The organism is Devosia sp., from assembly GCF_040509215.1.
Classification (GTDB): domain Bacteria; phylum Pseudomonadota; class Alphaproteobacteria; order Rhizobiales; family Devosiaceae; genus Devosia.
In genome coordinates, this window is record NZ_JBEVLL010000171.1 from 1 (window position 1) to 22,691 (window position 22,691).

A 22,691-nucleotide genomic window follows, 5' to 3' on the forward strand; every position below is an offset into this window, starting at 1 on the left:
CTACGATCTCGTGGCCAATATCGACAGCGACACCATCGTGCCCGAAGGCTGGCTCGACGTGGTGATGCGCGAATTCAACAAGGACGCCAAGCTCGTCTGCCTCAGCGGACCCTATATCTATTACGACATGGCCTGGCATAACCGCCTGCTGGTCGGCATGTTCTACGGGCTGACCTACCTCATCTACCTGCTCAATCGCTTCGTGCTCCGGGTTGGCTCGGTGGTGCAGGGCGGCAATTTCGTCTTCAAGCGCCAGGCCTGGGTAGACGTCGGCGGCTATGATCGCTCCATCGAATTCTTCGGCGAAGATACCGACGTGGCCGTGCGCCTGTCGCGCGTCGGCGGGGTCAAGTGGACCTATGCGCTCAAGATGAAGACCTCGGGCCGCCGCCTCGAAAAGGAAGGCGTGTTCAGGACCGCAGGGACCTATACGCTGAATTTCTTCTGGGTCACCTTCCGCGGCAAGCCGGCGACGATGGAATACAAGGACGTTCGCAAGGATTGATCGCCGGTTTTTCGGTAGCTCTCCACATTTTCAGGAATCACCCATAGGATCGATTCTGGCCGCATGACGCGGCCGGGACGCTCTGTGCATGACGATTGTCTCGCATTTACCCGTTGTATCGCAGGCTGAGGCCCGTTCGATGCTGCGGGCGCTTGCATTGGCGCCGGGACAGACCGTTGAAGGACGCGTGCTTGGTCCGGGGCAGGCCGGCTCTACACTCGTGCAGGTTGGCCGTCAGGCCATGTCCCTCACTTTGCCCAGCACATTGCCGGTTGGATCCCTGCTGACGCTTGGCGTTCAACAAGGCGAGGGGCATTTGCGCCTGGCCCTGATCGACAGCCGCCCGCCGGCCTCGGTCACACAGCAGCAATTGCCGGCGACAAGCGTCGAAATTTCGCAGCGTCCTCCTATGCCGCAAGGACCGCTCACCTATGGCCCTTCCGCCGGAGTGGCTGCCGCAGCGCCGGGAGCAGCAGTGCCGCTCGCCGTGGCTGCGGGACTGGCCGCGGGCATAGCGGCGCCTGTTGCCGCTTCGGCAGCGGCGCCTGCGCCATCGACACAGTCGGGGGCACCCGTCATCGCTCCGCCTGCAGCAGCTCCGGCTCCCTCAGCGCCGACACTGCAGCGCCAGGGCACGGCGCCCTACGGCATGACCGGCTTGGGCGCGAACCCGACGGGCGCACAGCCAGGCGCAGCGCCGGTGCCGGGGGCTTTGCCTGGGCCACAGGCGGCGGCACTGGCGCAAATGGTGCAACAGGCCTTGCCGGGCCAAGGCAGTATTGGCGCGCTCACGGGGATGCTTGCTGCCGCCGTGGGTCGGCCAGGTCTGCCCGAGCCGGTGTTGAAAGCCGCGCGACAGATTCTCGACAATCAGTTGACGGCGCTAAACGGCAAGATCGATGCCGGGGCGCTGAAATCGGCCCTGCGCAATTCCGGCATTTTCCAGGAGGCTGTGTTGGCCCAAGGCTCGCCGGCCGCGGCGGGCGCCGACACGAAGTCGGGGCTGCTGGCCATGCGGCAGGGGCTTGGCCAATGGCTTGGCAGCCAGGTTCAGATCGCCCAGGTCGCGCAGATTCCGCCGCCGCTGCGCCATGTGCTGCCGCGGGCAAAGCTGCCTGAAGCGCCATTGATGGACCTGCCAGAGGAGGCGGAAGATCTCGGGCGATTGCTGCTGGAGCGCACGGAAGGCGCGCTGTCGCGGTTGCGATTGCATCAGCATGCATCGCTACCGGAGGCGCAGCGGGGTAGCGAAAGCCAATGGAACATGGACCTGCCCATTGTCGTCGGCCAGCATCAGGCGGTGCTGCAATTGCAAATCCATCATGACGGCGGGGGCGACGCCAATCGGCCGGAGGATCGCGGTTGGCAGGTGCGGTTTGCGGTCAATTTGCCTGATCTGGGCGAGGTTGGTGCGCAGGTTTCACTACGCGGCCAGACGACGGGCATCATGCTCTGGGCCGACCGCGACGAAACAGCCGAGGCATTTTCGGAAAGTATCGAGGAGCTGCGCGCGAGCCTCGAATCCGTGGGCTTGAAGCCGGGCGCGCTCGTTGTTCGGCACGGAGCACCTGGGGAAGCGCATGCGCCGACTGCCGCCGGCCACTTCGTGGATGCGACGCGATGACGGACGAGCTCAAGACAACGTCGCTGGCCGTTGCGCTGCAATATGACAAGGAAAGCGATCACGCTCCGCGCATCGTCGCCAAGGGCAGGGGACTGATTGCCGAGCAAATTCTGGCCATCGCGACCGAGAACGACATCGTTATCGAGGCCAATCCGGTGCTGGCCGAGGCGTTGAGCCATGTCGAGGTGGACGACACCATTCCCGTCGAGCTCTACGAGGCCGTTGCGGCGGTGATCGGCTTTGTGCTGCGGCAGAGCCAGACTGCGGGCTGGAAGCCCGACGAGCCCGAGCAGTAGTGAAATCCATGTGACCGTGGCCTTGCGCCATTGCATCGCGCCCGAAGTCTTCCCATGTCCAACAGCAGACGAGGGAGACCATCATGATCAGACCCGAAGACGAACGCGCCATCGATGATCTGTTCGAGCGGCTGCACAATGTCGAACGCAATAGTGCACCGCGCGATGTCGAAGCTGAGCGTCTTATTCGCCAGCGCCTCTCCGAGAACCCCGCCGCAGCCTATTACATGGCGCAGACCGTTATCGTGCAGGAAGCCGCGTTGCGGGAAGCTCAGCAGCGCATCGAGGCTGCAGAAGCGCGACAGAACCAGGGCGGATTTCTCGGTGGCATTTTTGGAAATGATCGCCCGGCGCAGACACAAGCTCAACAGGGCCAGAGCGGCGATGACGGCAATCAGTATGATCGGCGCCGATCGTCCGGTGGCGGTGGGTTTCTCGCTGGAGCGGCGCAGACGGCACTTGGCGTAACCGGCGGGTTGCTGCTCGGCAGCGTTCTTGCGGGCCTATTCACGGGCGATGCCAATGCGGCAGAGCCCGAAGTGCCTCCGGAGCCAGCGCCGGAAGATCCCGGCCTCGATGATGGCGGCGGAGACTGGGGTGGGAGTGACTTCGATATTGGCGGCGACTTCTAGCGGGTCCGCTTCTCGTAGAATTCGTTGCCGCCGGCTTCGAGCACGTAAAACATGTTGTCGTAGGGAAAGCGCAGGCCCGCCGTATGGAAGTGCTGAGCATTCTGGACACCCGGATGACGGGCGCCGTGCAGGACCTGATCGGCGACCTGCGAGGCGAGCACCGCGCCGCTATCGGTCATTGGCTTGGTGAGAACGCCTTGGGCGAACTGGTTTTTCTGGCCGACGACGCCGCAGACCGACTTGGGGTAGCGGGTGTCATAAAGCCGGTTCATCACCACAGTGCCTACGGCCAGCATGCCATCGGGGCTGGAGCGGTTGGACTCGAAATACATGGCCCGCATCATGCATTCCTTGTCGCTCATCTGCGCCATGCCGAAATTGATGCCGAGAAAGCTGCAGCCGGCGAGGCTGGTTGCGACAACGGCGAGGGCCGAGATTTTGAGGGCGAGGCGGGCAAGGAGGGCCACGGTGCATCTCCGGAGTGTTGCCGAGTTGCGGCTTGGTCCGAAAATGCGCCGACAGCCTTAAAGAAAGCCTCAGAAGGAAGGTTAAGAGATTGCTAGCGCCGACGAGCAATGAGACTGGCCAGCAAGGCCGCCGTTCCCAATACCGCGAGAACCGGTACTGGATCGCGCTGAACAGCTCGGGCGCCCTGAACCGCCTTGCGGCTCGCTACACCCGCGAGCCAGGCGCCCTGACGAGCCGCATCGTGGCTCCAACCCGACAGGGTGTCGGTGAGATCGCCTGCGACATCGCCGGCATTGTGCGACAGGCTATGGCTGATATGTCTCGTCTGTCGGCGCAGTTCGTTGATCTGATCGGCGAGGGCGTCGAGCGGATCGTGACGGCGGCGGCGGGTCGTGAACAAATCTTCAAGATGCATGGTTTACTCCCAGGTTACGGGCGGAACGCCATTCACCGGACACAAGTTCCGTACACAATCAATGACTTCGACCCCGTGATATCGGGCCGAACGCTAGGGAGCCGGATAGTTTCGACATGAGCAAGCACGCACAACGTCTCAATCGACTGTTCGACAAGCTCGAGCGCAAAATCCCCAGCATGGCGGGAAACTGGTTGTCCCGCCTGCGTCGCCCGGAAGCGCGTTGGGTCCGCATTCCACTCGGCATCCTGCTGGTTCTCGGCGGCATATTCAGCTTCCTGCCGGTCCTGGGCATCTGGATGCTGCCGCTCGGCCTGCTGCTGCTCGCGGTCGATCTGATCTTCCTGCAGAGCCCGGTCAACCTCGCGATCCTGCGCGGTAGCCGCAAGTGGACTACCTGGCAGCGCAAGCGTCGCGACCGCAAGAACGCGCCTAAGGCGTAAGGTCGATTTCGCCCGCCGCGTAGGCCGCTTCGACCTTATCGACGGCCTCGGCAAGCCGCTCATCGATGAAGTGCAGATATTGCGTCCAGTCCTCGATGCGGCTGACCGTTTCGGCGCCGTCCGAAATGCCGCGTAGGCCAAGGAGCGGCACGCCAAAAGTCTGGCAGGCGCGCTTTACCGCATATGTCTCCATGTCGACCATGTCTTCGGGCACGGCATCATAAGCCTTGCCGGTGACGACATTTCCGCCGGTAGAAAGAGTGGCGTGTACGAGACCGGCGACAGGCGGCACAAGGTCGAGGGTTGGCGGCAGATCGCTAAAGGGCGTCACGCCGCGCGGAAAACCAAGGGCCGACGCGTCCATGTCGCGATAGGACACGGAAATCGCCTGATAGACACCGAGCTGTTCCAGCCGGTTCGAACCGGCAGAGCCGAGGCACACGACCAGCTTTGGCAGATCGTCGCGCCGCTCCACAAGCGCCTTTGTGGTCGAAACCGCCGCCTCGACCGGGCCGATGCCAATCATGACGGGTTGAATGCGGGCGGCGAGACGGGGGCCGAATTCGGCTTTTGCAGCCATGAGATAGAGGATGGTCATGCCTCAAACTAGCATGGCTGCCATGCCGCTCAAGTACTAGCCGTTACCGGTTATGTAACGGAATGATGACATATTGAACCATGTTCCCGGTGTTTGGGGAGCGGGAAGGCAGGCGTATCGTGCGGTTCGCAGTCATCAGTGGGTCACGGGAGTGGACGGAAGCGGCGCCTGAAAGGGTCATGCCGCAGCGCGCCGTCGATGTTGAAGACGTGCAGTACGAAGCGCGCCGCCGTCTCAAGTCGCTGAAGATCGAAGAATGGCGCGTCCGCGAATTCGTCACCGGCGCACCGGTGCCCGACAATATCCGGCACCTTGCCATGCAGATCGAATATGCCGCCCAGGCCATCGGCCGGCTTTCGCCGATCCCCGCCGACTATGCCGACGACGTCTACTGGCCGCGCGTCTGGTAGCAAATAAAAGCAGGAGCGGCTGGCCACTCCTGCGACTATTTCCGTCCCAACAACCTGACGGCGTTCAAGCTGCGATCTTCTTGGCGCGCGGTGCTGCGCGCTTGCGTGCCGGCTTGATGGTCTTGGCGGCGTCGGCGGCTATTTCCGCCACGGCCTTGAACCAATAGCCCTGGTCCTGACCTTCGGGACGCCCATCGGCCTCCCACAACTGATAGGCGCGGCGCTGGATTTCGTCCTGCATGGTGCTCTCCACTAAAGCGTAACCAGAAGCGAGCGTGACGCGATAGGGTTAACAGCGTGTTACCCATGCGCAAGCGCTTGATGCCGCTGGAAGACTGTCGGGAAGTGGAGAGAATCGCGCTCAAGCCTGGCGCGGGAAAGACTGGTGATCTCGACGGGATTCGAACCCATGACCCCCGGATTAGGAATCCGGTGCTCTATCCTGCTGAGCTACGAGACCAGCCGGGATTGGACCTACCAGCCGATGCTGCAACATGCAAGATGGGCGCCCCGAGGATGCTGATTTGACCAAGACCGACCCCTTTATTTTCTATCCCGATCCCCGCCTGAACGAGGTGGCTTCAGCCCGACCGGTGGATGCCGACTTACTCGATATTGGCCGCCGACTGCTGGCCGCAGCCGAGGACGCGCGGGCCTATGGCCTCGCCGCCGTCCACATTGGCGTCGTGGCGCCCGTCGCCGTGGTCAGCCTGGGCGATCTGGCGACGCGTGACTATCGCGTGCTTTACAATCCGCGGGTTCTCTCCACCGATGGACCGCAGGAGGCCGGCCCGGAGGGCTCTGTTTCCATGCCCGGCATCGAAGTCGACGTGCTTCGTGCCCGCGCGGCGGTGATCGCGTTCGAGGATGCCGCGGGGCAGGGGCAGGAACTCGCCCTTTCAGGCTTTGCCTCTCGCGTGGCCCAGCACGAGATCGACCAGGTGAACGGCGTGTTCTTTCTGACAAAAGTCTCGCGGCTGAAGCGCGAGGCGGCCGCTCGGCGCTTTGCCAAGCTCGGTCGCCGCTGAGGACTTCAGCCAATCGCAAAGGTTGATCCTCCGCCCTCGCTCCGTTAAACGGGGCGCATATTCGAAAGGAACTTTGATGCGCGCGGAAATTGAAAAGGCCGTTGCCGAAATCGAGCAGGTTTTGACCCTGCTGAGGAGGCATCTTTGACTGGGATACAGCACAACTCCGTCTCGATGCGCTAACGGCGCAAACTGAATCCCCCGACTTCTGGAACGATCCGGAAAAAGCCCGCGTCACCATGCGCGAGCGCGACGAACTCGATGTTGCGGTCAAAGCCGTGCGCGAGTTTGAATCCGGCATTTCCGACAATGTCGAGCTGATCGAACTCGGCGAAGCCGAGGGCGATGCCGATATCGTGCGCGACGCCGAAAACGCGCTGCTTGAACTCAAGCAGTCGGCCCGCCGCCAGCAGATCGAAACGCTGCTTTCCGGCGAAGTCGATTCCAACGATTGCTATGTCGAAATCCACTCCGGGGCCGGTGGCACCGAGAGCCAGGATTGGGCCAACATGCTCTTGCGCATGTACACCCGCTGGGCCGAGCGCCGGAAGATGAAGGTCGAAGTGCTCGAAATGCACGACGGCGAAGAAGCCGGCATCAAGTCCGCGACCATCCAGATCAAGGGCCACAATGCCTATGGGTGGCTCAAGACCGAAAGCGGCGTGCATCGTCTCGTCCGCATCAGCCCCTATGACTCGGCCGCACGTCGTCACACCAGCTTTTCGAGCTGCTGGGTCTATCCGGTGGTCGATGATTCCATCGAGATCGAGATCCGCGAAGCCGACCTCAAGGTCGATACCTATCGCGCCTCGGGCGCTGGCGGCCAGCACGTGAACACCACGGACTCGGCCATCCGCATCACTCACGTGCCCTCGGGCATCATCGTGGCGTGTCAGCAGGAACGCAGCCAGCACAAGAACCGTGCTACGGCCATGGCCATGCTGAAATCCCGTCTTTACGAGATGGAATTGCAGAAGCGCGAAGAAGCGGCGAACGCCCAATCGGCCAGCAAGACCGATATCGGTTGGGGTCACCAGATCCGCTCGTATGTCCTGCAGCCCTATCAGATGGTGAAGGACCTGCGGACCGGCGTCGAAAGCGGCCAGCCTTCGGTCGTGCTCGATGGTGATCTCGACGAATTCATGGAAGCGGCACTGGCGCAGCGCGTTGGTGTGGCCACAGACGTGGCGGGCGAAGCTTAGCCCACTCAACGTCATCCTCGGGCTTGGCCCGAGGGTGACAACCTGCATCAGCCGAGTACGGCGACGAGCCGCTTACCCGCGTCCAAAAACGCCTTGGGATTGATCGCCTCGTCGGCCTTGCGGATTTCGAAATGCAGATGCGGACCGGTCGAGCGCCCGGTCGAGCCGACCTTGGCGATTGGCGTCCCGGTATTCACCGCCTGGCCTTCACGCGTCAGATAACCGCTCAAATGCGCATATCGTGTGACGAGGCCATTGTCGTGGGTCACTTCGACGACCATGCCGTAACCAGACTTCGTGCCAACATAGGTCACGACACCAGCGGCAGCGCTCATCACTGTGGTCCCGCTCGGCGCGGCAAAGTCCATGCCTGAGTGGAAGGCGCGGGAGCCGGTGAACGGGTCCTTGCGATTGCCGAAATTGGAGCTCTGCCGGAAATTGCCAGCGATCGGCATGTGGACTGGCGCCGTATCGAGGCTTTCGCGCGCCGCCTTGTAGCGCAGCAGCGCCGACATCACGGCGTTGGCGTCATCGAGCATGGGCGTGCCGTTGAGTTCGTCGGTCGCCGGCAGCAGCGGGCCGCCCATGGCGTCCGCGTCCGGATCGGGCAGGGCAAACGGAATGCCGAGCTGGCGCATTTCGGTGGCGATTTCATCGGCGCGCGTCGAGGCGACGGAGGCAATGCCGTGCATCGCCATCTGCGTTTCGCCCATCATGCGCTCGAGGCTCAGTGCCGTGGCATCGACATCAGGATTGCCTGTCAGGCTGGCGAGATCACTCGTGTCGCCGACTTCGGTCGTAGGCAGGTCGGCGGCGGCGATGCCGAGGGAATCGGCTTTCTCCACCAGCACTTTTACGAGCTGGTGCTGCTCGAACAGCATTTCCTGCTGCTGCGACAGTTCCTGCAATTGCAGGTTGATGTCGCCGGTCTGGGCAAAGCTGCGCGAATGCAGGCGGTCGATTTCGACCCGCATCTGGGCGATCCTATCCTCATAGGCCCCAATAACTTCTTCGGTGCGGCCATTGAGAAGGCGGGAAATATCAGGCGAGAGGTAGAGTGCAGTGCCGGCAAAGACATTGCCGGCGAAGAGCAGGGCGAACATGCCGTAGAAAATGCCGGGGTGAATACCGCGCATCGGCGGCTTGCCCTGGCGCTTGCGGTCTCCGAACCCGGCCGTGGTGACCACCTTGCTTTCCTCACGCTGCAAACACTTATGGTAAGCAGACTATGATCCAGCATGGTTAAGAAAAACCGAAGGCATTCAGGCGCTTCAGGCGGAGGCGCCGAGTTCCTGCAGTGCAGCAAGCATCTTGGCCGCATGGCCCTTGATGCGCGTCGCCCGAATGACGCGCTCGACCTTGCCATCGGCTCCGATGATGAAGCTGGTGCGGATCAGCCCCATGAATTCCCGCCCATAGAGCTTTTTGAGCTGCCAGAGCCCAAAGCCTTCAATCGCCAGATGATCGGGGTCGGCGGCGAGCGGCACTTTCAACCCGTATTTGGCGCGGAATTTCTTGTGGCTGGCGATCTCGTCGGGCGAAATGCCGACCAGCACGGCGCCGTGCGCGGCAAATTCGGGCGAAAGGTCTGAAAACTCGATATTTTCGTCGGTGCAGCCGCCGGAATCGTCTTCGGGATAGAAGTAGATCACCACCCGCTGGCCGCGCTGGGCGGAGAGGGTAAAACTGCTGCCGTCATCGCGGGGCAGGGTGAAGTCTGGGGCCGGGTCGCCGGGTTTCAAATGCGTCATGATCAACTCGCCTCTGGACGCCGATCAATAGAAGCTGTTGGCGCCACAATCCAGCCGGTATCATTGGGCATTGCAGCGCGGCGGCGGATGATTCTTTGACGAATTAGCACTGCTTAAGATGTGTTGAGGTACATTTCAGGACGAGCTGGAAAAACTGCGATGGGCAGGCCGTCTTCTTTTGAATCTCCACACACCTTTGGGTGACATTGATCTGGATAGACGTGAGCGAGTGACAACTTCGGCAGATCAGCCCGCGCCATCATCGCCGCCTGCTCCGCCCGTTGCACCACGGCGCCGGAAACGGCGAATCCTCGGCTGGGTCTTCGGCGTCTTCGCCGCCTTCCTGCTGGTTCTCTACCTCGTTCTCCTCATAACCCCGATCCGCCTGCCATTTTCGGGCGATGCGACGCGTGGCTTCGTCCAATCCATGCTGCCGGCCACCTCAAGACTCGAAATGGGCGACCTGGCTATTGCCGTCGAAAATGGCGTCTGGCCTGTGGTTCGGTTTTCGCCGGTCGTACTTACCGATACGCTCTCGGGCTCGCGGGTTGCCATGGATGCGCTCGAGGTCGGCTTTTCGCCAGTGCGCGCGCTGCTCGGGCAGCCCGGTGCCTCCATCACCGTGGTCGGGCCACATCTGCAGCTCGTGCAGGATCTCCATGGTCCGCGCCTCGCCCGGATGGAGATCGTCGAAGATCCCGAGGGCGGCGTGCCGACGCTACGCGTGCTCGAGGGTGATCAAGCCTACTCGCCGGTTGGCATCGGCGCCGATGGCTTGAAGCTGGGCGGCGATGGCACCAAGCTCCGCTCGGACAATGACTGGCTGGTCTACAATCTCGAAGCCATGGAAGTGGCAATCGACGATTTCGTCGAACTGACCCAACAGGGGCGCTTTTCCAAGCTGGTGGTCCGCGACGCCACTATCGACATGACCGATTCCGTCTATGGCCTCTATCGACGGTTCGACGATGTGGAACTCGAGGTCGGGCCTTCCGCGGACGGACGGCAGACGACAGGCGAGTTTTCGGCGCGGATCGGTGGGCGGACGGTAACCGGAACGATCGACCGCCTGGTAGAGGAAGACGGCACTTCGCGACTCAAGGTCGATGCCACCAATATCGATTTTGCCGCCATGCTGCCCTTCATCGACGATGCGACCAGCATGGCTGCGATGCGTGGCACAGGCGCACTCTCCATCGATATCGGCTTTGACCCGGCCGGCGGCAAGCTGGTCGACGGGACCTTCCGTGTCGACCTGACCGGCATCGATCTGCGCATTGGCAAGGACTACTTCCCGGTCGCCAGCTCGATCATGGAGATCGACTGGAAGCCTGATCTTGGCCAGTTCCGGCTTGCCGATTCCGCCATCCAGATCGGCCAGAGTAAGGCCCGGATCTCCGGCATTTTCGCCATGGGGCTCGACAAGACCTATGGGCCGACCATCGGCATCTCACTACGCGCGACCGACGTGGCGCTGCAGCCAAACGACATGGCGGCGCCTGAGCAGCCATTCGACACGATGGACTTTTCCGGCTGGTCAGCGCCGCTTTATGGCGCGGTTGGCATAGACCGGTTCGTCGCCAAGAAGGGCGAAGCCGTCATCGAGACCACCGGGCGCATGGATATGCTGCAGACCGGGCTTGGCATCGACATGACGGTGGCTGGCAAAGGCGTAACCGCCGACGACATCAAGCGCATCTGGCCCTATTTCATGGGTGGCGAGAGCCGCGACTGGTTCGTGGCGAATGTCACCGGCGGCCATGTCGTCGAGGGGCGCTTGAAGTTCGATTTTCCCGTCGGGACGCTCTCCGCCGACGGCGAAGCGAAGGCGATGCCCAAGGACGCGATGGACATCAACATCGTCGGAGACGACGTCGTTATCCGCGCCACCGAGGCAATGGACCCGATCGCTCTCGATGGCCTGACGCGCCTCCAGGTCAACGGCACCAAAACGACGATTTCCGCCGATGGCGGCAATATCGAAACCGATGAGGGCGTGATCGCCGTCCGACGCCCAGCCATGATCTTTGACAGCTCAAATCCCGAAGAGAGCATTTTCGAAGTCTCGGGCAGTCTCGGCGCGCCTATTCCGGCTCTGTTGGCGCTTGGTGAGCAGTTGCAGCCCGAAGCGCTCGCCGCCCTTGAACTGCCAGTCGACCTCGCCGCGATCACCGGCAATATCGACCTTGGCCTCGTCGCGACCATTGGCCTGCCGGACGAGGAAACGGGCCGGGAGATGGATATCGACTATGCGGCAAACGGGACCATCACCAATTTTGCCAGCAGCGCGCCGATCCAGGACCGCACCATCGGCAATGGCCAGCTGACGTTTTCGGCAACGCAGGACAGCTACCAGCTGGGCGGAACGGCCGAGATCGACGGCATGGCGGCCGACCTCGCCGTCACGGGCACGCCAAGCACGGCGCCGTTGTTCCAGCTCGGCTCCACTGTTGCCGTAGCCGATCTCGCCAAGCTTGGCTTCAATGCCTCCGAGTTCCTGTCCGGGAAAGTGCGGTTCGTGGCCGAGCCGGCCGCGGAAGGCACGATGAAAATGTCCGTCGACCTCGTCGATGCGGGGCTGACGATCAAGGACCTGGGGATCAGCAAAGCCGCAGGCACGCCGGGCAGCCTGACCGCCACCGTGAAAATGGACGGCGAGGTAACGCACCTCACCGATATCAGCCTCGGGTTCGGGGCCGTGCAGCTATCGGGCAAGCTCGACTATCACGCCACCAACGGCCTCGTGCTGGCCGAGTTCGATAAGGTCGCCCTCAGTTCCGGCGACAGCGCGCAGCTCACCCTCAAGCCAAATGGCAACGGCTTTGACGTGCAGATTCGCGGGGCACAGCTCGACCTCAAACCCTTGCTCAGTCGCTTCTTCAGCCTCGGCGAGGGCAGCGGCGGGGTGCAGACGACGCAGATCAACCAGGCAATCAATCTCGACGTGCAGCTCGATCGCGCCATCGGATTTTACGCGACGACGGCGTTCAACGTCGACCTCGACCTGAGCCTGCGCGGCTCCGACCTCCGGCGCGCGACGGTCTCGGCGCAGTTTAGTGAGGGGAATGGCCTCTCGGTGACCACCAATCCCGCGCCGAACGGCCGCACGCTCTCCGTGGCATTCAACGATGCCGGCACCGTGCTGCGCTTTGTCGGGGTCTATTCCCAGTTGGCCGGCGGCAGCGGCAGCCTGGTGCTGACCACCGATCGCGAGGCTGACGCGGAAGGCGGCCGGCTGCTGATAAACAATTTCGCCATCGTCGATGAAGCCAATGTCGCGCAGGTGCTTGGCAATCATTCCGATTCCCGTGCTGCGATCGCTCGCAGCAACCGTCTCGATTTCGAAGCCGCCGAGGCCGATTTCATTCGTCGCAGCGATCGCGTCGAAGTCACGCGTGGGGTGCTCTCAGGCGACACCGTCGGCGGCACGATGCGCGGCTTCATCTATACCAACAGCCGCCAATACGACCTGACCGGCACCTACGTGCCGCTCTTTGGCCTCAACAACGCCTTCCAGCAAATCCCGCTGCTCGGGCCGCTGCTCGGTGGCCGCGACGGCGAAGGACTTGTCGGGGTGACCTTTGCGGTGCGCGGACCGCTGGACAATCCGCAGTTCCAGATCAATCCGCTGTCCCTGCTGGTTCCGGGCGCATTCCGCGAGCTGTTCGAGTTCCGGGCCAGGGAATTGCCACAGGAATAAGAAAGGCGCCGCACCGGAGTGCGACGCCTTTCACTATTCGCGAGCCAGTGGGCTTAGATCGGCTTGATCAGCGCGTGGCGCTTCTTGCCGACGGAGAGCTTGATAACCCCTTCGGGCAGCAGCGCGTTTTCGCCAAGGCTCAGCTTGTCGTCGTCGACAGAGGCATCGTTGACCTTCACGGCGCCCGAGGCAATATGCCGGCGAGCTTCGCCGTTCGAGGCAGCAAGCCCGGCAGAGACAAGCGCGGCAAGAATGCCGATGCCGGAATTCAGTTCGGCATGCGTCACTTCTGCAGTCGGCAAAGACAGGTCGATGGCGCCGGATTCGAACGTCGCCAGTGCCGTCGCCGCCGACTGAATGGCTGCGTCGCGACCGTGGACGATGGCGGTGATTTCGGTCGCCAGGATCTTCTTGGCTTCGTTGATCTCGTTGCCGCCAAGCGCACCGATGCGTTCGATTTCCGAAATCGGCAGGCGGGTGAAAATCTTGAGGAATTTCACGACGTCGGCGTCTTCGGTGTTCCTAAAGTACTGCCAGAAATCATAGGGCGAGAAGAGGTCGCCATTGAGCCAGACAGCGCCCGAAGCGGACTTGCCCATCTTTTCGCCCGACGACTTGGTGAGCAGCGGGGTGGTCAGCGCATAAAGCTGAGGCCCGCCCATGCGATGGGAAAGGTCGACGCCATTGATGATGTTGCCCCACTGGTCCGACCCACCCATCTGCAACACGGTGCCGTAGCGGCGGTTGAGTTCAGTGAAGTCGTAGCCCTGCATGATCATGTAGTTGAATTCAAGAAAGCTCAGCGACTGCTCGCGATCGAGGCGCAGCTTTACCGAATCGAACGAGAGCATGCGGTTGACCGAGAAATGACGGCCAACATCGCGCAGGAATTCGATGTAGTTGAGCTTCAGCAGCCAGTCGGCATTGTTCACCATCATGGCGGGGTTAGAGCCGCCATAGTTGAGAATATTGCCATAGACGCGCTTGATGCTCTCGATGTTCTCGGCGATCTGCTCGACCGTCAGGAGCTTGCGCTGGTCGTCGCGGAACGATGGGTCGCCGACCATGGAGGTGCCACCGCCCATCAGGCTGATCGCCTGGTGCCCGGTTTCCTGCAGCCAGTAGAGCATGGTGACGGTGATCAGATTGCCGATATGGATCGAGGTCGCCGTCGCGTCATAGCCGACATAGCCGGTGATCTTGGAGGTCGCCGCGAGTTGGTCGAGACCCTCGGGATCGGAAATCTGGTGAATGAAGCCGCGCTCATCGAGGACGCGCAGGAAGTCGGATTTGTACTTGGTCATTTTGGTGCGATCCAGGTGCCGCCCCTCCCACAATCCGCGGTGAAGGGCGCCAGTAGAGAAACGGAGGTCAACAATGATGCTCCGTGGGTGAGGACGATCGCCTCAAATGTGCGCTCTCGTTAGCGCCCGCCGCCGTCCGCGATCTCCTGACGGCGACGGTCGAGATATTCGGCACACCGGGTCGTCAGTTCGTCGATCTTGCCTTCGTAGAAGTGGTTGGCACCCTCGACGATCTGCTGGTCGATGGTGATGCCCTTCTGGGTCTTGAGCTTGTCCACGAGCTTCTGGACGGACGTGGGCGGAGCCACACGGTCCTTGTCGCCATGGATGATCAGGCCCGAAGACGGGCAGGGGGCGAGGAACGAGAAATCGTAGAGATTTTCCGGCGGGGCGACGGAGATGAAGCCCTCCACTTCCGGACGGCGCATAAGAAGCTGCATGCCGATCCAGGCGCCGAAGGAGAAACCGGCGATCCAGCAGCCGCGGGATTCGCGGTTGATGATCTGCAGCCAGTCGAGCGCGGCGGCCGCGTCCGAGAGCTCGCCGATGCCATGGTCGAATACGCCCTGCGAACGGCCGACGCCGCGCGAATTGAAGCGCAGCACCGAAAAGCCACGTTCGGCGAACATATAGAAGAGGTTGTAGACGATCTGATTGTTCATCGTCCCGCCGAACTGCGGATGCGGATGCAGCACGATGGCGATCGGCGCGTTCGGTTCCTTGCCCGGCTGGTAGCGGCCCTCGAGGCGGCCCTCGGGGCCATTGAAGATAACTTCAGGCATGGTGTCTTTTCCGGCCTTTTTTCGGCTCTGTCACTAAGTTGATCCGAGTGTTCAGGTTTGCATCCGCGCCGCTTGACTAAGGGCGGGAGCCTCCCTAAAACATGGGTCGAAAAAACCAGTTTAGAATGGTTCGAAATTCGGTTTTAGGCCGCAAGCGGCCTTGTTGAGCGCCCCTTGTAATGAAGTTGGGCGGCAAATTTCAAGAAGTGTTTGGTTTGCGGGGTGCTCAGGCGTCCCGATCCGGGCATGGAAGGTATGTTGGGCACGCAGCCCCAAAGAAGGCAGATGGCGAAAGAGAGCATCTATCTCGATCACAATGCCACCGCTCCGCTTCGTCCAGAAGCGCGGGCGGCGCTCTATGCTGCGCTCGATTTGACCGGCAATCCGTCCTCTGTTCACGCCCACGGCCGCAAGCTGCGCGATCTCATCGAGACCGGCCGCAGCCAAGTCGCGCGCCTTGCCGGCGCCGAGACGCGTCAGGTTGTCTTTACCGGTTCGGCCACTGAAGCCCTGACCCAGGCCGTCGTCGGCGGCGCCCGCACGTTTTCGGCAGGCGCCGTGGCGATCAGTGCGGGGGAGCATGCTGCGGTCGCCAAGGCGGCCGACGCCACGGGCCTGCCGGTATGGACAATCCCTCTTTCCGCCGATGGCCGTATTGATCTGGATCAACTTCGCGCCGCTTTGCAGCGCGCGGACGATGAGGGCATTACACTGCTCGTCGCCGTTCACTGGGTGAACAACGAGACGGGCGTCGTCCAGCCCATTGGCCCGATCTCCGTCCTCGTCGGCCCTACACGCCATACCCTGGTCATCGATGCGGTGCAGGCTCTGGGCAAGCTCGATCTGGATTTTGCGGCTTCGGCTGCCGATATGATGGCTATCAGCGGTCACAAGATCGGTGCTCCGGCCGGTATCGGCGCGCTGCTGGTCAAGGGTCACGCCGATACGGTGCGGCTCATTCCCGGTGGCGGGCAGGAGCAGGGCCGTCGTGGCGGTACCGAATCTGCAGCGCTCATCAGTGCTTTTGGTGCTGCGGCTGCGGCCGAGCGCATGAATATGGAAACCGCCTCCACCCTGACCAGGCGCGTCGAGGACGGTCTTCGGGCCCTTGCGCCCGACGTGGTTGTCTTCGGCGAAAGCACCGACCGCGTCGGCAATGTGGTCAATTTCGCCGTGCCGGGCATCAAGAATGCCACGGCGATGATGTCGCTCGATCTGGCCGGCCTGTCGGTTTCGGCCGGTTCGGCCTGTTCGTCGGGCAAGGTTGGCGCCAGCCATGTGCTCCTCGCCATGGGCGTCGAGCGCGACCTTGCCGATTGCGCGCTGCGCGTGAGTTTCGGCTGGAATTCCAAGGCAGAAGATGCCGAGGCGTTCCTGGCCGGTTTTGAAACGATCCTTGCTCGCCACAAGCGGGCCGGGAAAGCGGCCTAGCCGCAAGAGACAAGTAGTGTTCGCGGCGGCCTTGAACCGCCGAGGGACGAAAAGGAGAGCCTGATGGCGGACTACGATATTCCGACGCTAAAGGAAGAAATCGACCGGGAAACGGTCGAACAGGTTTTGGCGCTCGACGTCGACAAATACAAATACGGCTTCGAGACCGATATCGAGTCCGACGTGCTGCCGGTTGGCCTCACTGAAGACACCGTCCGCTTCATCTCTGCCAAGAAAGATGAGCCCGAATGGATGCTGGAATGGCGTCTTGACGCGTTCCGCCGTTGGCAGACGCTTGAAGAGCCGAACTGGGCCAAGGTTCACTACCCCAAGATCGACTTCCAGGCGATCAGCTACTATTCCGCGCCGAAAAGCTTCAAGGGGCCCAAGAGCCTTGATGAGGTCGATCCCGAGCTTCTCAAGACCTATGCCAAGCTCGGCATTCCGCTGAAGGAACAGGCGATCCTTGCCGGCGTGGAAGGCGCAGGCGAACCGACCGGTACGCCGTTTGGCGCCAATGTTGCCGTCGACGCTGTGTTCGACTCGGTCTCGGTGGTCACCACATTCCGCGCTGAACTGGCCAAGGTCGGCATCATCTTCTGCTCGATCTCGGAAGCGGTTCGCGAATATCCAGAGCTGGTGAAGCAGTATCTCGGCACCGTGGTTCCGGTTTCGGACAACTACTATGCGACGCTGAATTCGGCCGTCTTCACCGATGGGTCCTTCGTCTACATCCCCAAGGGCGTGCGCTGCCCGATGGAGCTGTCGACCTATTTCCGCATCAACGAGAAGAAGACCGGCCAGTTCGAGCGCACGCTGATCATCGCCGACGATAATAGCTACGTCTCCTACCTCGAAGGCTGCACCGCACCCTCGCGCGACGAAAACCAGCTTCACGCTGCCGTCGTCGAACTCGTTGCCCTCGACAATGCCGAAATCAAGTACTCCACCGTCCAGAATTGGTATCCGGGCGACAAGGACGGCAAGGGCGGCATCTACAATTTCGTCACCAAGCGTGGCGATTGCCGCGGCGTCAACTCGCACATTTCCTGGACGCAGGTCGAAACCGGTTCGGCCATCACTTGGAAGTATCCGAGCTGCATCCTGCGCGGCGACGGTTCGCGTGGCGAGTTCTACTCGATCGCCATTTCGAACGGCTACCAGCAGGTCGATAGCGGCACGAAGATGATCCACCTGGGCAAGAATACGTCCAGCCGCATCATCTCCAAGGGTATCGCCGCCGGCTTCTCGGACAATACCTATCGCGGCCAGGTCTCGGCGCATGCCAAGGCCAAGAACGCCCGCAACTTCACCCAGTGCGACTCGCTGCTCATCGGCGACAAGTGCGGCGCCCACACGGTTCCCTATATCGAGAGCCGCAACGGCACCGCCGTATTCGAGCACGAAGCGACCACGTCGAAGATCTCCGACGACCAGATGTTCTATTGCCTCCAGCGCGGCCTCAACGAGGAAGAAGCTGTGGCGCTGATCGTCAATGGTTTCGTCCGCGACGTGCTGCAGCACCTGCCGATGGAATTCATGGTCGAAACGCAAAAGCTGATCTCGATCAGCCTCGAAGGATCAGTCGGCTAAGATGACGACGGAAACGCGCAACCCTGTTGTTACCCTTGCCTCCCTGGCGCTGGACGCCTGGGAGCAGGGCACGCTTTACAAGTCTGCCGACACCTCGTTCGGCAAACTTCTGGGTCTGCGCGCGCTCGGCATCAGCTACAACGAAGTGCCGCCCGGCAAGTCGAGCTGCCCCTTCCACAACCATCACGTCGAAGAAGAACTCTTCATCGTGCTGGAAGGCGAGGGGACCTATCGCTTCGGCACCGAGCGCTATTCGTTCAAGGCTGGCGACGTGCTTGGCGCGCCGACCGGCGGCCCGGACACTGCCCACCAGATCCTCAATACCGGATCGGTGACGCTGAAATATCTGGGCATCGCCAACAATGCCGATACCGAAGTCTGCGAGTACCCTGACTCGAACAAATTCCAGGTGACGAGCCGCTCTTCGGCCGATCGTCGCCTCCGCCACTGTGGCCGCGAAGGCCAGAACAACCTTGATTACTGGGATGGCGAGCCGGGCGCCTGAGGCGCTGCCAGCTATCCCTTCCGCAATTGGAGAGAAGAAAATGACCACTCCCGTTCTTGAAATCCGCAACCTGCACGCCCGCATCGAGGAACGTGAAATCCTCAAGGGTGTGAACCTCGTCATCCCGCAGGGCGAAGTCCATGCCATCATGGGCCGCAACGGCTCGGGCAAGTCGACGCTGAGCTATGTGCTGGCCGGCAAGGAAGACTATGAGGTCACCGAGGGCGAAATCCTGCTCAACGGCGAGAACATCCTCGAGATGGAACCGCACGAACGCGCCGCTGCCGGCCTGTTCCTTGCCTTCCAGTACCCGATCGAAATCCCTGGTGTTGCGACCATGACCTTCCTCAAGGCCGCCATCAACGCCCAGCGCAAGGCCCGCGGCGAAGGCGAACTGACGACGCCGGAATTCATGCGCGCCGTCAAGGAAGCCGGTGCCCAGCTCAATGTCGATAGCGACATGCTCAAGCGCCCGCTCAATGTCGGTTTCTCCGGCGGCGAAAAGAAGCGCGCCGAGATCATGCAGATGGCGCTCCTCAAGCCTTCGCTGGCCGTGCTCGACGAAACCGATTCCGGTCTCGACATCGACGCGCTGCAGGTTGTTTCCAAGGGCGTCAACGCGCTCCGCGACGGCAAGCGCTCCATGCTGGTCATCACCCACTACCAGCGCCTCCTCAACCACATCGTGCCCGACGTCGTGCACGTGTTCTCGGATGGCAAGATCGTCGAAAGCGGCGACAAGGACCTGGCGCTTCAGCTCGAAGCCAAGGGCTATGCCGACTATGACGGCCAGGCGGCGTAACCAACCATGCGTCAGACCTTTCCTGTCCGCCTCGGCGCCGCCGAGGAATCCCTGATCGCCCAGCTCAAGGCTGCCGGCGCCGACCAGGCCGCCGAACGCGTCACCGTGGCCGGCCTGCCGACCCGTCGTGTCGAGGCCTATCACTATACCGACCTCAAGACGCTGCTGCGGGCCATCCCGCCGCTGGCACAGGCGGCCAACGAGGCCACTGGGACCGCCCTTCGCGTTCCGGGCGCCTACGCCCTGTCGATCGTCAACGGCGCCGTCCTCGGCGCTGCTACGGCACCGGAAGGCGTCAAAGTGGGCAAGACCCACGGTGGCGTTCTCACGAACCGCGATGACGTCATTGTCAGTGTTAGCAATGCGCTAGCAAAAGACACTCTTAGTCTCGACCTAAATGGCGCCATCGAGCAGGTGGTCCAGATCGACCATCGCATCGAAGGCGAAGCCGGCCATGTGGCAGACGCGACCAAGATTTTCGTCGCTGACGACTCTTCCGTCGTCATCCTCGAAACCTTCTCGGGCTCGGACGCCGCTCACGTCGGCAACCACGCGACCTACCTCGCGCTGGGCAAGAATGCCATCGTGACCCACGTCACCATCGACCTAAGTGGCCGCGCCACCTCGCATTTCGCGACCAACGAGTATCACCTCAACGACGGCGCACAGCTCCGTACGCTGGTCATCCATGCTGGCGCAGGCCTGTCGCGCACCCACCTCTTCCCGAAGATGGACGGCGAGGGTGCGCATGCGGATGTGACGGGCCTCAATCTGGTGTCCGAGGGCCAACACTCTGATATCACTATGGAAACGCTGCACGCCGTGCCGCACACTTCCTCCCAGCCGCTGTTCAAGTCCATCACCCGCGGCCGCTCGAAGGCTGTGGTGCAGGGCAAGCTGATCGTCGCCCGCGACGCGCAGAAGACCGACGCAAAGTTCATGCATCAGGGCCTGATGCTCTCGGACGATGCGGAGATTCTCTCCAAGCCCGAACTCGAAATCTATGCCGACGACGTCGTCTGCGGCCACGGTTCGACCTGCGGCAAGCTCGATGAGGACAGCCTGTTCTATCTCCTCAGCCGCGGCATTCCCAAGGCCGAGGCGGAGACCATGCTGGTGCGCGGTTTCATCGCCGAACTCATTGATCCGATTGAAGATGAAGCGCTGAACGAAGCCCTGCAGGGCATCGTCGACGGCTGGCTGCTGGGGAAGTAATCCCCGGCTTTGCCGACAGAAAATAGTGGGTGCGACGCGCTCTGTGCCGCACCATTTCCTTGCCTTTGCTGGAAATGGAAATGACCCTCGACCTCGAAAAAGTGCGTGCCGACTTTCCGATCCTGTCGGAAGTGATCCACGGCCATCGCCTGGTCTATCTCGACAGCGGTGCCTCGGCCCAGAAGCCGGTGCAGGTGCTCGACCGGATGGATTATGCCTTCCGGCACGAATATGCCAATGTTCACCGTGGCTTGCACACGCTCGCCAATCGCGCCACCGACGCCTATGAGGCCGGCCGCGAAAGCGTGCGGCGCTTCCTCAACGCTGGTCGGATCGAAGAAATCATCTTCACCCGTTCGGCCACGGAGGCGATCAACCTCGTCGCCCAGTCCTTCGCCGGGCCGCGCATTGGGGCAGGGGACGAGATCGTCACGACGATCATGGAGCACCACTCCAATATCGTACCCTGGCATTTCCATCGCGAGCGCAAGGGCGCCGTCATCAAGTGGGTCGACGTCCGCGACGACGGGAGCTTTGACATCGACGCCTTCGAGGCGACGCTGACGGACAAGACGCGTATCGTCTCCGTTACGCATATGTCGAACGTGCTTGGGACGGTCACGCCGATCAAGCAAATCGTTGAAATTGCTCACGCTCGCGGCATTCCGGTGCTGGTCGACGGCTCCCAGGGCGCAGTCCACACCAAGGTCGACGTTCGCGATCTCGACGCCGATTTTTACATCATGACCGGCCACAAGCTTTATGGGCCGACCGGCATCGGCGTGCTCTATGGCAAGTACGACCTGCTCGCAGAAATGCAGCCGTATCAGGGTGGCGGCGAGATGATCGATACGGTCACCCTCGACAATGTCACCTATAACGAACCGCCGCATCGCTTTGAGGCCGGCACCCCGCCGATCGTCCAGGCCATTGGGCTTGGTGCGGCGCTGACCTACATGGAAGCGCTCGGCCGCGACGAGATCGCTGCGCACGAGCACGATGTCGCCGCCTATGCCCATGAAAAGCTCAGCCGCATCAATTCGCTACGCCTGATCGGCACCGCGCCGGGCAAGGGCGGCATTTTCTCCTTCGAGATCGCCGGCGCCCATGCCCACGATGTCGCAACTATCCTCGACCGTTACGGCATCGCTGTCCGTGCCGGCACCCATTGTGCGCAGCCGTTGCTGAAACGATTTGGCGTCACCTCTACCTGCCGGGCTTCCCTCGCCCTATATAACGGCAAGGACGATGTTGACGCGCTCGTGGACGGCATTGAGCGCGCCCGTAAATTTTTCGCCTGAGAGACAGATGATGAGCGAAGACACGACACCTGAACTCGATACGCGCATCGTTCCGAGCATGCCCGATAATCTCGGCGACTCGGAAGTGACGCGCATCACCACCGATCTGATCGGGGCGCTGAAGACCGTCTATGATCCGGAAATCCCGGTCGACATCTATGAGCTGGGCCTGATCTACAAGGTCGATCTCGACGACGACCGCAACCTGACTATCGACATGACGCTAACCGCTCCGGGGTGCCCTGTCGCTGGCGAAATGCCCGCCTGGGTCGAAAACGCCGCCCGCGGCGTCGAAGGCATCCAGGACGTCAAGGTCAACATGGTGTTCGATCCCCCATGGGATGCGAGCCGCATGAGCGAAGAAGCGCAAGTTGCGTTGAACTGGTGGTAATCTCACGCGTTTAGTTCTATATATCGCAATGTACCGATAGAGGCGAACCACCCATGGCCTTCAAGATCATGTCGCTGTCCGATGCGGCAGCCGAACGCATCAAGGAAATCATGGAAGATTCCGACAAGCCGGTCATCGGCCTGCGCGTCGGAATAAAGACCGCCGGCTGTGCCGGCGTCGCCTATACCATGGACTATGTCGCCGAACCGCTGAAGGGTGACGACCACGTAACCGATCGCGGCGTCGACGTCTGGGTCGATCCGAAGGCCACGATGTACCTGCTCGGCACGATCAT

24 protein-coding genes, 1 tRNA gene and 1 pseudogene are annotated in these 22,691 nt (G+C 61.8%); 17 read left to right on the forward strand and 9 right to left on the reverse strand.

Annotated elements, in window-relative coordinates:
• The 4 genes from ABW043_RS09400 to ABW043_RS09415 form a co-directional block, all read left to right on the forward strand.
• Positions 1-505, forward strand: a 505-nt coding sequence (locus ABW043_RS09400) for a glycosyltransferase family 2 protein (protein WP_353920953.1), incomplete at its 5' end; no start/stop codon positions are given.
• 88 nt (positions 506-593) lie between these two features.
• Positions 594-2,129: a flagellar hook-length control protein FliK gene (gene fliK / locus ABW043_RS09405; protein ID WP_353920954.1), complete on the forward strand. Its 1,536-nt coding sequence runs from the start codon at positions 594-596 to the stop codon at positions 2,127-2,129.
• A complete protein-coding gene (locus ABW043_RS09410) occupies positions 2,126-2,425 on the forward strand; it encodes an EscU/YscU/HrcU family type III secretion system export apparatus switch protein (RefSeq protein ID WP_353920955.1) in 300 nt (99 codons plus the stop codon). The genes fliK and ABW043_RS09410 overlap by 4 nt, the downstream gene beginning before the upstream one ends.
• An 83-nt stretch (positions 2,426-2,508) precedes the next feature.
• Complete coding sequence (locus tag ABW043_RS09415) at positions 2,509-3,057, forward strand: DUF2076 family protein (protein WP_353920956.1); 549 nt, start codon at positions 2,509-2,511, stop codon at positions 3,055-3,057.
• Here ABW043_RS09415 and ABW043_RS09420 read toward each other — a convergent pair.
• A pseudogene (locus ABW043_RS09420) lies at positions 3,057-3,428 on the reverse strand (cell wall hydrolase); the annotation flags it as partial. The gene ABW043_RS09415 and the pseudogene ABW043_RS09420 sit on opposite strands and share 1 nt — an antisense overlap.
• 188 nt (positions 3,429-3,616) lie before the next feature.
• Complete coding sequence (locus ABW043_RS09425; RefSeq protein WP_353920957.1) at positions 3,617-3,940, reverse strand: hypothetical protein; 324 nt, start codon at positions 3,938-3,940, stop codon at positions 3,617-3,619.
• A gap of 116 nt (positions 3,941-4,056) precedes the next feature.
• Here ABW043_RS09425 and ABW043_RS09430 point away from each other — a divergent pair, with 116 nt between their 5' ends.
• Entirely contained in the window at positions 4,057-4,383 is a 327-nt protein-coding gene (locus ABW043_RS09430; RefSeq protein ID WP_353920958.1) for a hypothetical protein, read from the forward strand.
• Here ABW043_RS09430 and ABW043_RS09435 read toward each other — a convergent pair.
• Positions 4,373-4,981 (reverse strand): 5'-methylthioadenosine/S-adenosylhomocysteine nucleosidase, encoded by a 609-nt coding sequence (locus tag ABW043_RS09435; RefSeq protein ID WP_353920959.1) that lies wholly within the window; start codon positions 4,979-4,981, stop codon positions 4,373-4,375. The genes ABW043_RS09430 and ABW043_RS09435 overlap by 11 nt on opposite strands.
• Before the next feature lie 179 nt (positions 4,982-5,160).
• Between ABW043_RS09435 and ABW043_RS09440 the strand changes: the two genes are divergently transcribed.
• The gene (locus ABW043_RS09440; RefSeq protein WP_353920960.1) at positions 5,161-5,391 is read left to right on the forward strand and encodes a hypothetical protein; all 231 of its coding nucleotides are present in this window, start codon (positions 5,161-5,163) and stop codon (positions 5,389-5,391) included.
• 64 nt (positions 5,392-5,455) lie between these two features.
• Here the strand turns inward: ABW043_RS09440 and ABW043_RS09445 are convergent, their stop codons facing one another.
• Together ABW043_RS09445 and ABW043_RS09450 are read right to left on the reverse strand one after the other, a co-directional pair.
• Positions 5,456-5,632 carry a DUF2934 domain-containing protein gene (locus tag ABW043_RS09445; protein WP_353920961.1) on the reverse strand — a complete coding sequence of 59 codons (177 nt, stop codon included), beginning with the start codon at positions 5,630-5,632 and terminating at the stop codon, positions 5,456-5,458.
• A gap of 142 nt (positions 5,633-5,774) precedes the next feature.
• Positions 5,775-5,851: transfer RNA gene (locus ABW043_RS09450), tRNA-Arg, on the reverse strand.
• 64 nt (positions 5,852-5,915) lie between these two features.
• On the opposite strand from ABW043_RS09450, the gene ABW043_RS09455 reads away from it, so the two are divergent.
• Together ABW043_RS09455 and prfB are read left to right on the forward strand one after the other, a co-directional pair.
• The gene (locus ABW043_RS09455; protein WP_353920962.1) at positions 5,916-6,419 is read left to right on the forward strand and encodes a peptide deformylase; all 504 of its coding nucleotides are present in this window, start codon (positions 5,916-5,918) and stop codon (positions 6,417-6,419) included.
• A 76-nt stretch (positions 6,420-6,495) separates the two neighbouring features.
• Positions 6,496-7,621 (forward strand): peptide chain release factor 2 gene (prfB, locus tag ABW043_RS09460; RefSeq protein ID WP_353920963.1). Its coding sequence is split into 2 segments (ribosomal slippage): positions 6,496-6,564 and positions 6,566-7,621, totalling 1,125 coding nucleotides; the frame shifts between segments, so codons are not numbered across the junction.
• Between the two features lie 47 nt (positions 7,622-7,668).
• On the opposite strand, the gene ABW043_RS09465 is transcribed toward prfB, so the two are convergent.
• Together ABW043_RS09465 and ABW043_RS09470 are read right to left on the reverse strand one after the other, a co-directional pair.
• Complete coding sequence (locus tag ABW043_RS09465) at positions 7,669-8,808, reverse strand: M23 family metallopeptidase (RefSeq protein WP_353920964.1); 1,140 nt, start codon at positions 8,806-8,808, stop codon at positions 7,669-7,671.
• 84 nt (positions 8,809-8,892) lie between these two features.
• Positions 8,893-9,372, reverse strand: a complete 480-nt coding sequence (locus tag ABW043_RS09470) for a peroxiredoxin (RefSeq protein ID WP_353920965.1) — start codon at positions 9,370-9,372, stop codon at positions 8,893-8,895.
• A gap of 229 nt (positions 9,373-9,601) precedes the next feature.
• Between ABW043_RS09470 and ABW043_RS09475 the strand changes: the two genes are divergently transcribed.
• Entirely contained in the window at positions 9,602-13,072 is a 3,471-nt protein-coding gene (locus tag ABW043_RS09475; protein WP_353920966.1) for a hypothetical protein, read from the forward strand.
• A 53-nt stretch (positions 13,073-13,125) separates the two neighbouring features.
• Here ABW043_RS09475 and tyrS read toward each other — a convergent pair whose 3' ends face one another.
• Positions 13,126-14,376 (reverse strand): tyrosine--tRNA ligase, encoded by a 1,251-nt coding sequence (tyrS, locus tag ABW043_RS09480; protein WP_353920967.1) that lies wholly within the window; start codon positions 14,374-14,376, stop codon positions 13,126-13,128.
• Between the two features lie 119 nt (positions 14,377-14,495).
• On the reverse strand, positions 14,496-15,158 hold the full coding sequence (locus tag ABW043_RS09485) for an alpha/beta hydrolase (RefSeq protein WP_353920968.1): 663 nt from the start codon (positions 15,156-15,158) through the stop codon (positions 14,496-14,498).
• Positions 15,159-15,443: 285 nt separating this feature from the next.
• On the opposite strand from ABW043_RS09485, the gene ABW043_RS09490 reads away from it, so the two are divergent.
• From ABW043_RS09490 to ABW043_RS09525, 8 genes are all read left to right on the forward strand, one after another.
• Entirely contained in the window at positions 15,444-16,589 is a 1,146-nt protein-coding gene (locus ABW043_RS09490) for a cysteine desulfurase family protein (protein WP_353920969.1), read from the forward strand.
• A 63-nt stretch (positions 16,590-16,652) separates the two neighbouring features.
• Positions 16,653-18,182, forward strand: a complete 1,530-nt coding sequence (gene sufB / locus ABW043_RS09495; RefSeq protein ID WP_353920970.1) for a Fe-S cluster assembly protein SufB — start codon at positions 16,653-16,655, stop codon at positions 18,180-18,182.
• A 1-nt stretch (position 18,183) separates the two neighbouring features.
• On the forward strand, positions 18,184-18,687 hold the full coding sequence (locus tag ABW043_RS09500) for a cupin domain-containing protein (protein WP_353920971.1): 504 nt from the start codon (positions 18,184-18,186) through the stop codon (positions 18,685-18,687).
• 40 nt (positions 18,688-18,727) lie between these two features.
• Entirely contained in the window at positions 18,728-19,489 is a 762-nt protein-coding gene (sufC, locus tag ABW043_RS09505) for a Fe-S cluster assembly ATPase SufC (RefSeq protein ID WP_291411723.1), read from the forward strand.
• Positions 19,490-19,495: 6 nt separating this feature from the next.
• A complete protein-coding gene (sufD, locus tag ABW043_RS09510; RefSeq protein WP_353920972.1) occupies positions 19,496-20,704 on the forward strand; it encodes a Fe-S cluster assembly protein SufD in 1,209 nt (402 codons plus the stop codon).
• Positions 20,705-20,784: 80 nt separating this feature from the next.
• Entirely contained in the window at positions 20,785-22,005 is a 1,221-nt protein-coding gene (locus tag ABW043_RS09515) for a cysteine desulfurase (RefSeq protein WP_502908632.1), read from the forward strand.
• A 10-nt stretch (positions 22,006-22,015) separates the two neighbouring features.
• On the forward strand, positions 22,016-22,396 hold the full coding sequence (locus tag ABW043_RS09520) for an SUF system Fe-S cluster assembly protein (protein WP_502908633.1): 381 nt from the start codon (positions 22,016-22,018) through the stop codon (positions 22,394-22,396).
• A 53-nt stretch (positions 22,397-22,449) separates the two neighbouring features.
• The coding region (locus tag ABW043_RS09525; RefSeq protein ID WP_353920973.1) for a HesB/IscA family protein at positions 22,450-22,691 on the forward strand (242 nt) is incomplete at its 3' end.

What these genes read in the sequence shown, in the direction of transcription:
- sufB (WP_353920970.1), top strand. Translation starts at nt 16,653, where the DNA reads ATGGCGGACTACGATATTCCGACGCTAAAGGAAGAAATCGACCGGGAA.
- ABW043_RS09410 (WP_353920955.1), top strand. Translation starts at nt 2,126, where the DNA reads ATGACGGACGAGCTCAAGACAACGTCGCTGGCCGTTGCGCTGCAATAT.
- sufD (WP_353920972.1), top strand. Translation starts at nt 19,496, where the DNA reads ATGCGTCAGACCTTTCCTGTCCGCCTCGGCGCCGCCGAGGAATCCCTG.
- ABW043_RS09485 (WP_353920968.1), bottom strand. Translation starts at nt 15,158, where the DNA reads ATGCCTGAAGTTATCTTCAATGGCCCCGAGGGCCGCCTCGAGGGCCGC.
- ABW043_RS09515 (WP_502908632.1), top strand. Translation starts at nt 20,785, where the DNA reads ATGACCCTCGACCTCGAAAAAGTGCGTGCCGACTTTCCGATCCTGTCG.
- tyrS (WP_353920967.1), bottom strand. Translation starts at nt 14,376, where the DNA reads ATGACCAAGTACAAATCCGACTTCCTGCGCGTCCTCGATGAGCGCGGC.
- ABW043_RS09415 (WP_353920956.1), top strand. Translation starts at nt 2,509, where the DNA reads ATGATCAGACCCGAAGACGAACGCGCCATCGATGATCTGTTCGAGCGG.
- ABW043_RS09435 (WP_353920959.1), bottom strand. Translation starts at nt 4,981, where the DNA reads ATGACCATCCTCTATCTCATGGCTGCAAAAGCCGAATTCGGCCCCCGT.
- fliK (WP_353920954.1), top strand. Translation starts at nt 594, where the DNA reads ATGACGATTGTCTCGCATTTACCCGTTGTATCGCAGGCTGAGGCCCGT.
- ABW043_RS09425 (WP_353920957.1), bottom strand. Translation starts at nt 3,940, where the DNA reads ATGCATCTTGAAGATTTGTTCACGACCCGCCGCCGCCGTCACGATCCG.
- ABW043_RS09440 (WP_353920960.1), top strand. Translation starts at nt 5,161, where the DNA reads ATGCCGCAGCGCGCCGTCGATGTTGAAGACGTGCAGTACGAAGCGCGC.
- ABW043_RS09445 (WP_353920961.1), bottom strand. Translation starts at nt 5,632, where the DNA reads ATGCAGGACGAAATCCAGCGCCGCGCCTATCAGTTGTGGGAGGCCGAT.
- ABW043_RS09490 (WP_353920969.1), top strand. Translation starts at nt 15,444, where the DNA reads ATGGCGAAAGAGAGCATCTATCTCGATCACAATGCCACCGCTCCGCTT.
- ABW043_RS09500 (WP_353920971.1), top strand. Translation starts at nt 18,184, where the DNA reads ATGACGACGGAAACGCGCAACCCTGTTGTTACCCTTGCCTCCCTGGCG.
- ABW043_RS09470 (WP_353920965.1), bottom strand. Translation starts at nt 9,372, where the DNA reads ATGACGCATTTGAAACCCGGCGACCCGGCCCCAGACTTCACCCTGCCC.
- ABW043_RS09520 (WP_502908633.1), top strand. Translation starts at nt 22,016, where the DNA reads ATGAGCGAAGACACGACACCTGAACTCGATACGCGCATCGTTCCGAGC.
- sufC (WP_291411723.1), top strand. Translation starts at nt 18,728, where the DNA reads ATGACCACTCCCGTTCTTGAAATCCGCAACCTGCACGCCCGCATCGAG.
- ABW043_RS09430 (WP_353920958.1), top strand. Translation starts at nt 4,057, where the DNA reads ATGAGCAAGCACGCACAACGTCTCAATCGACTGTTCGACAAGCTCGAG.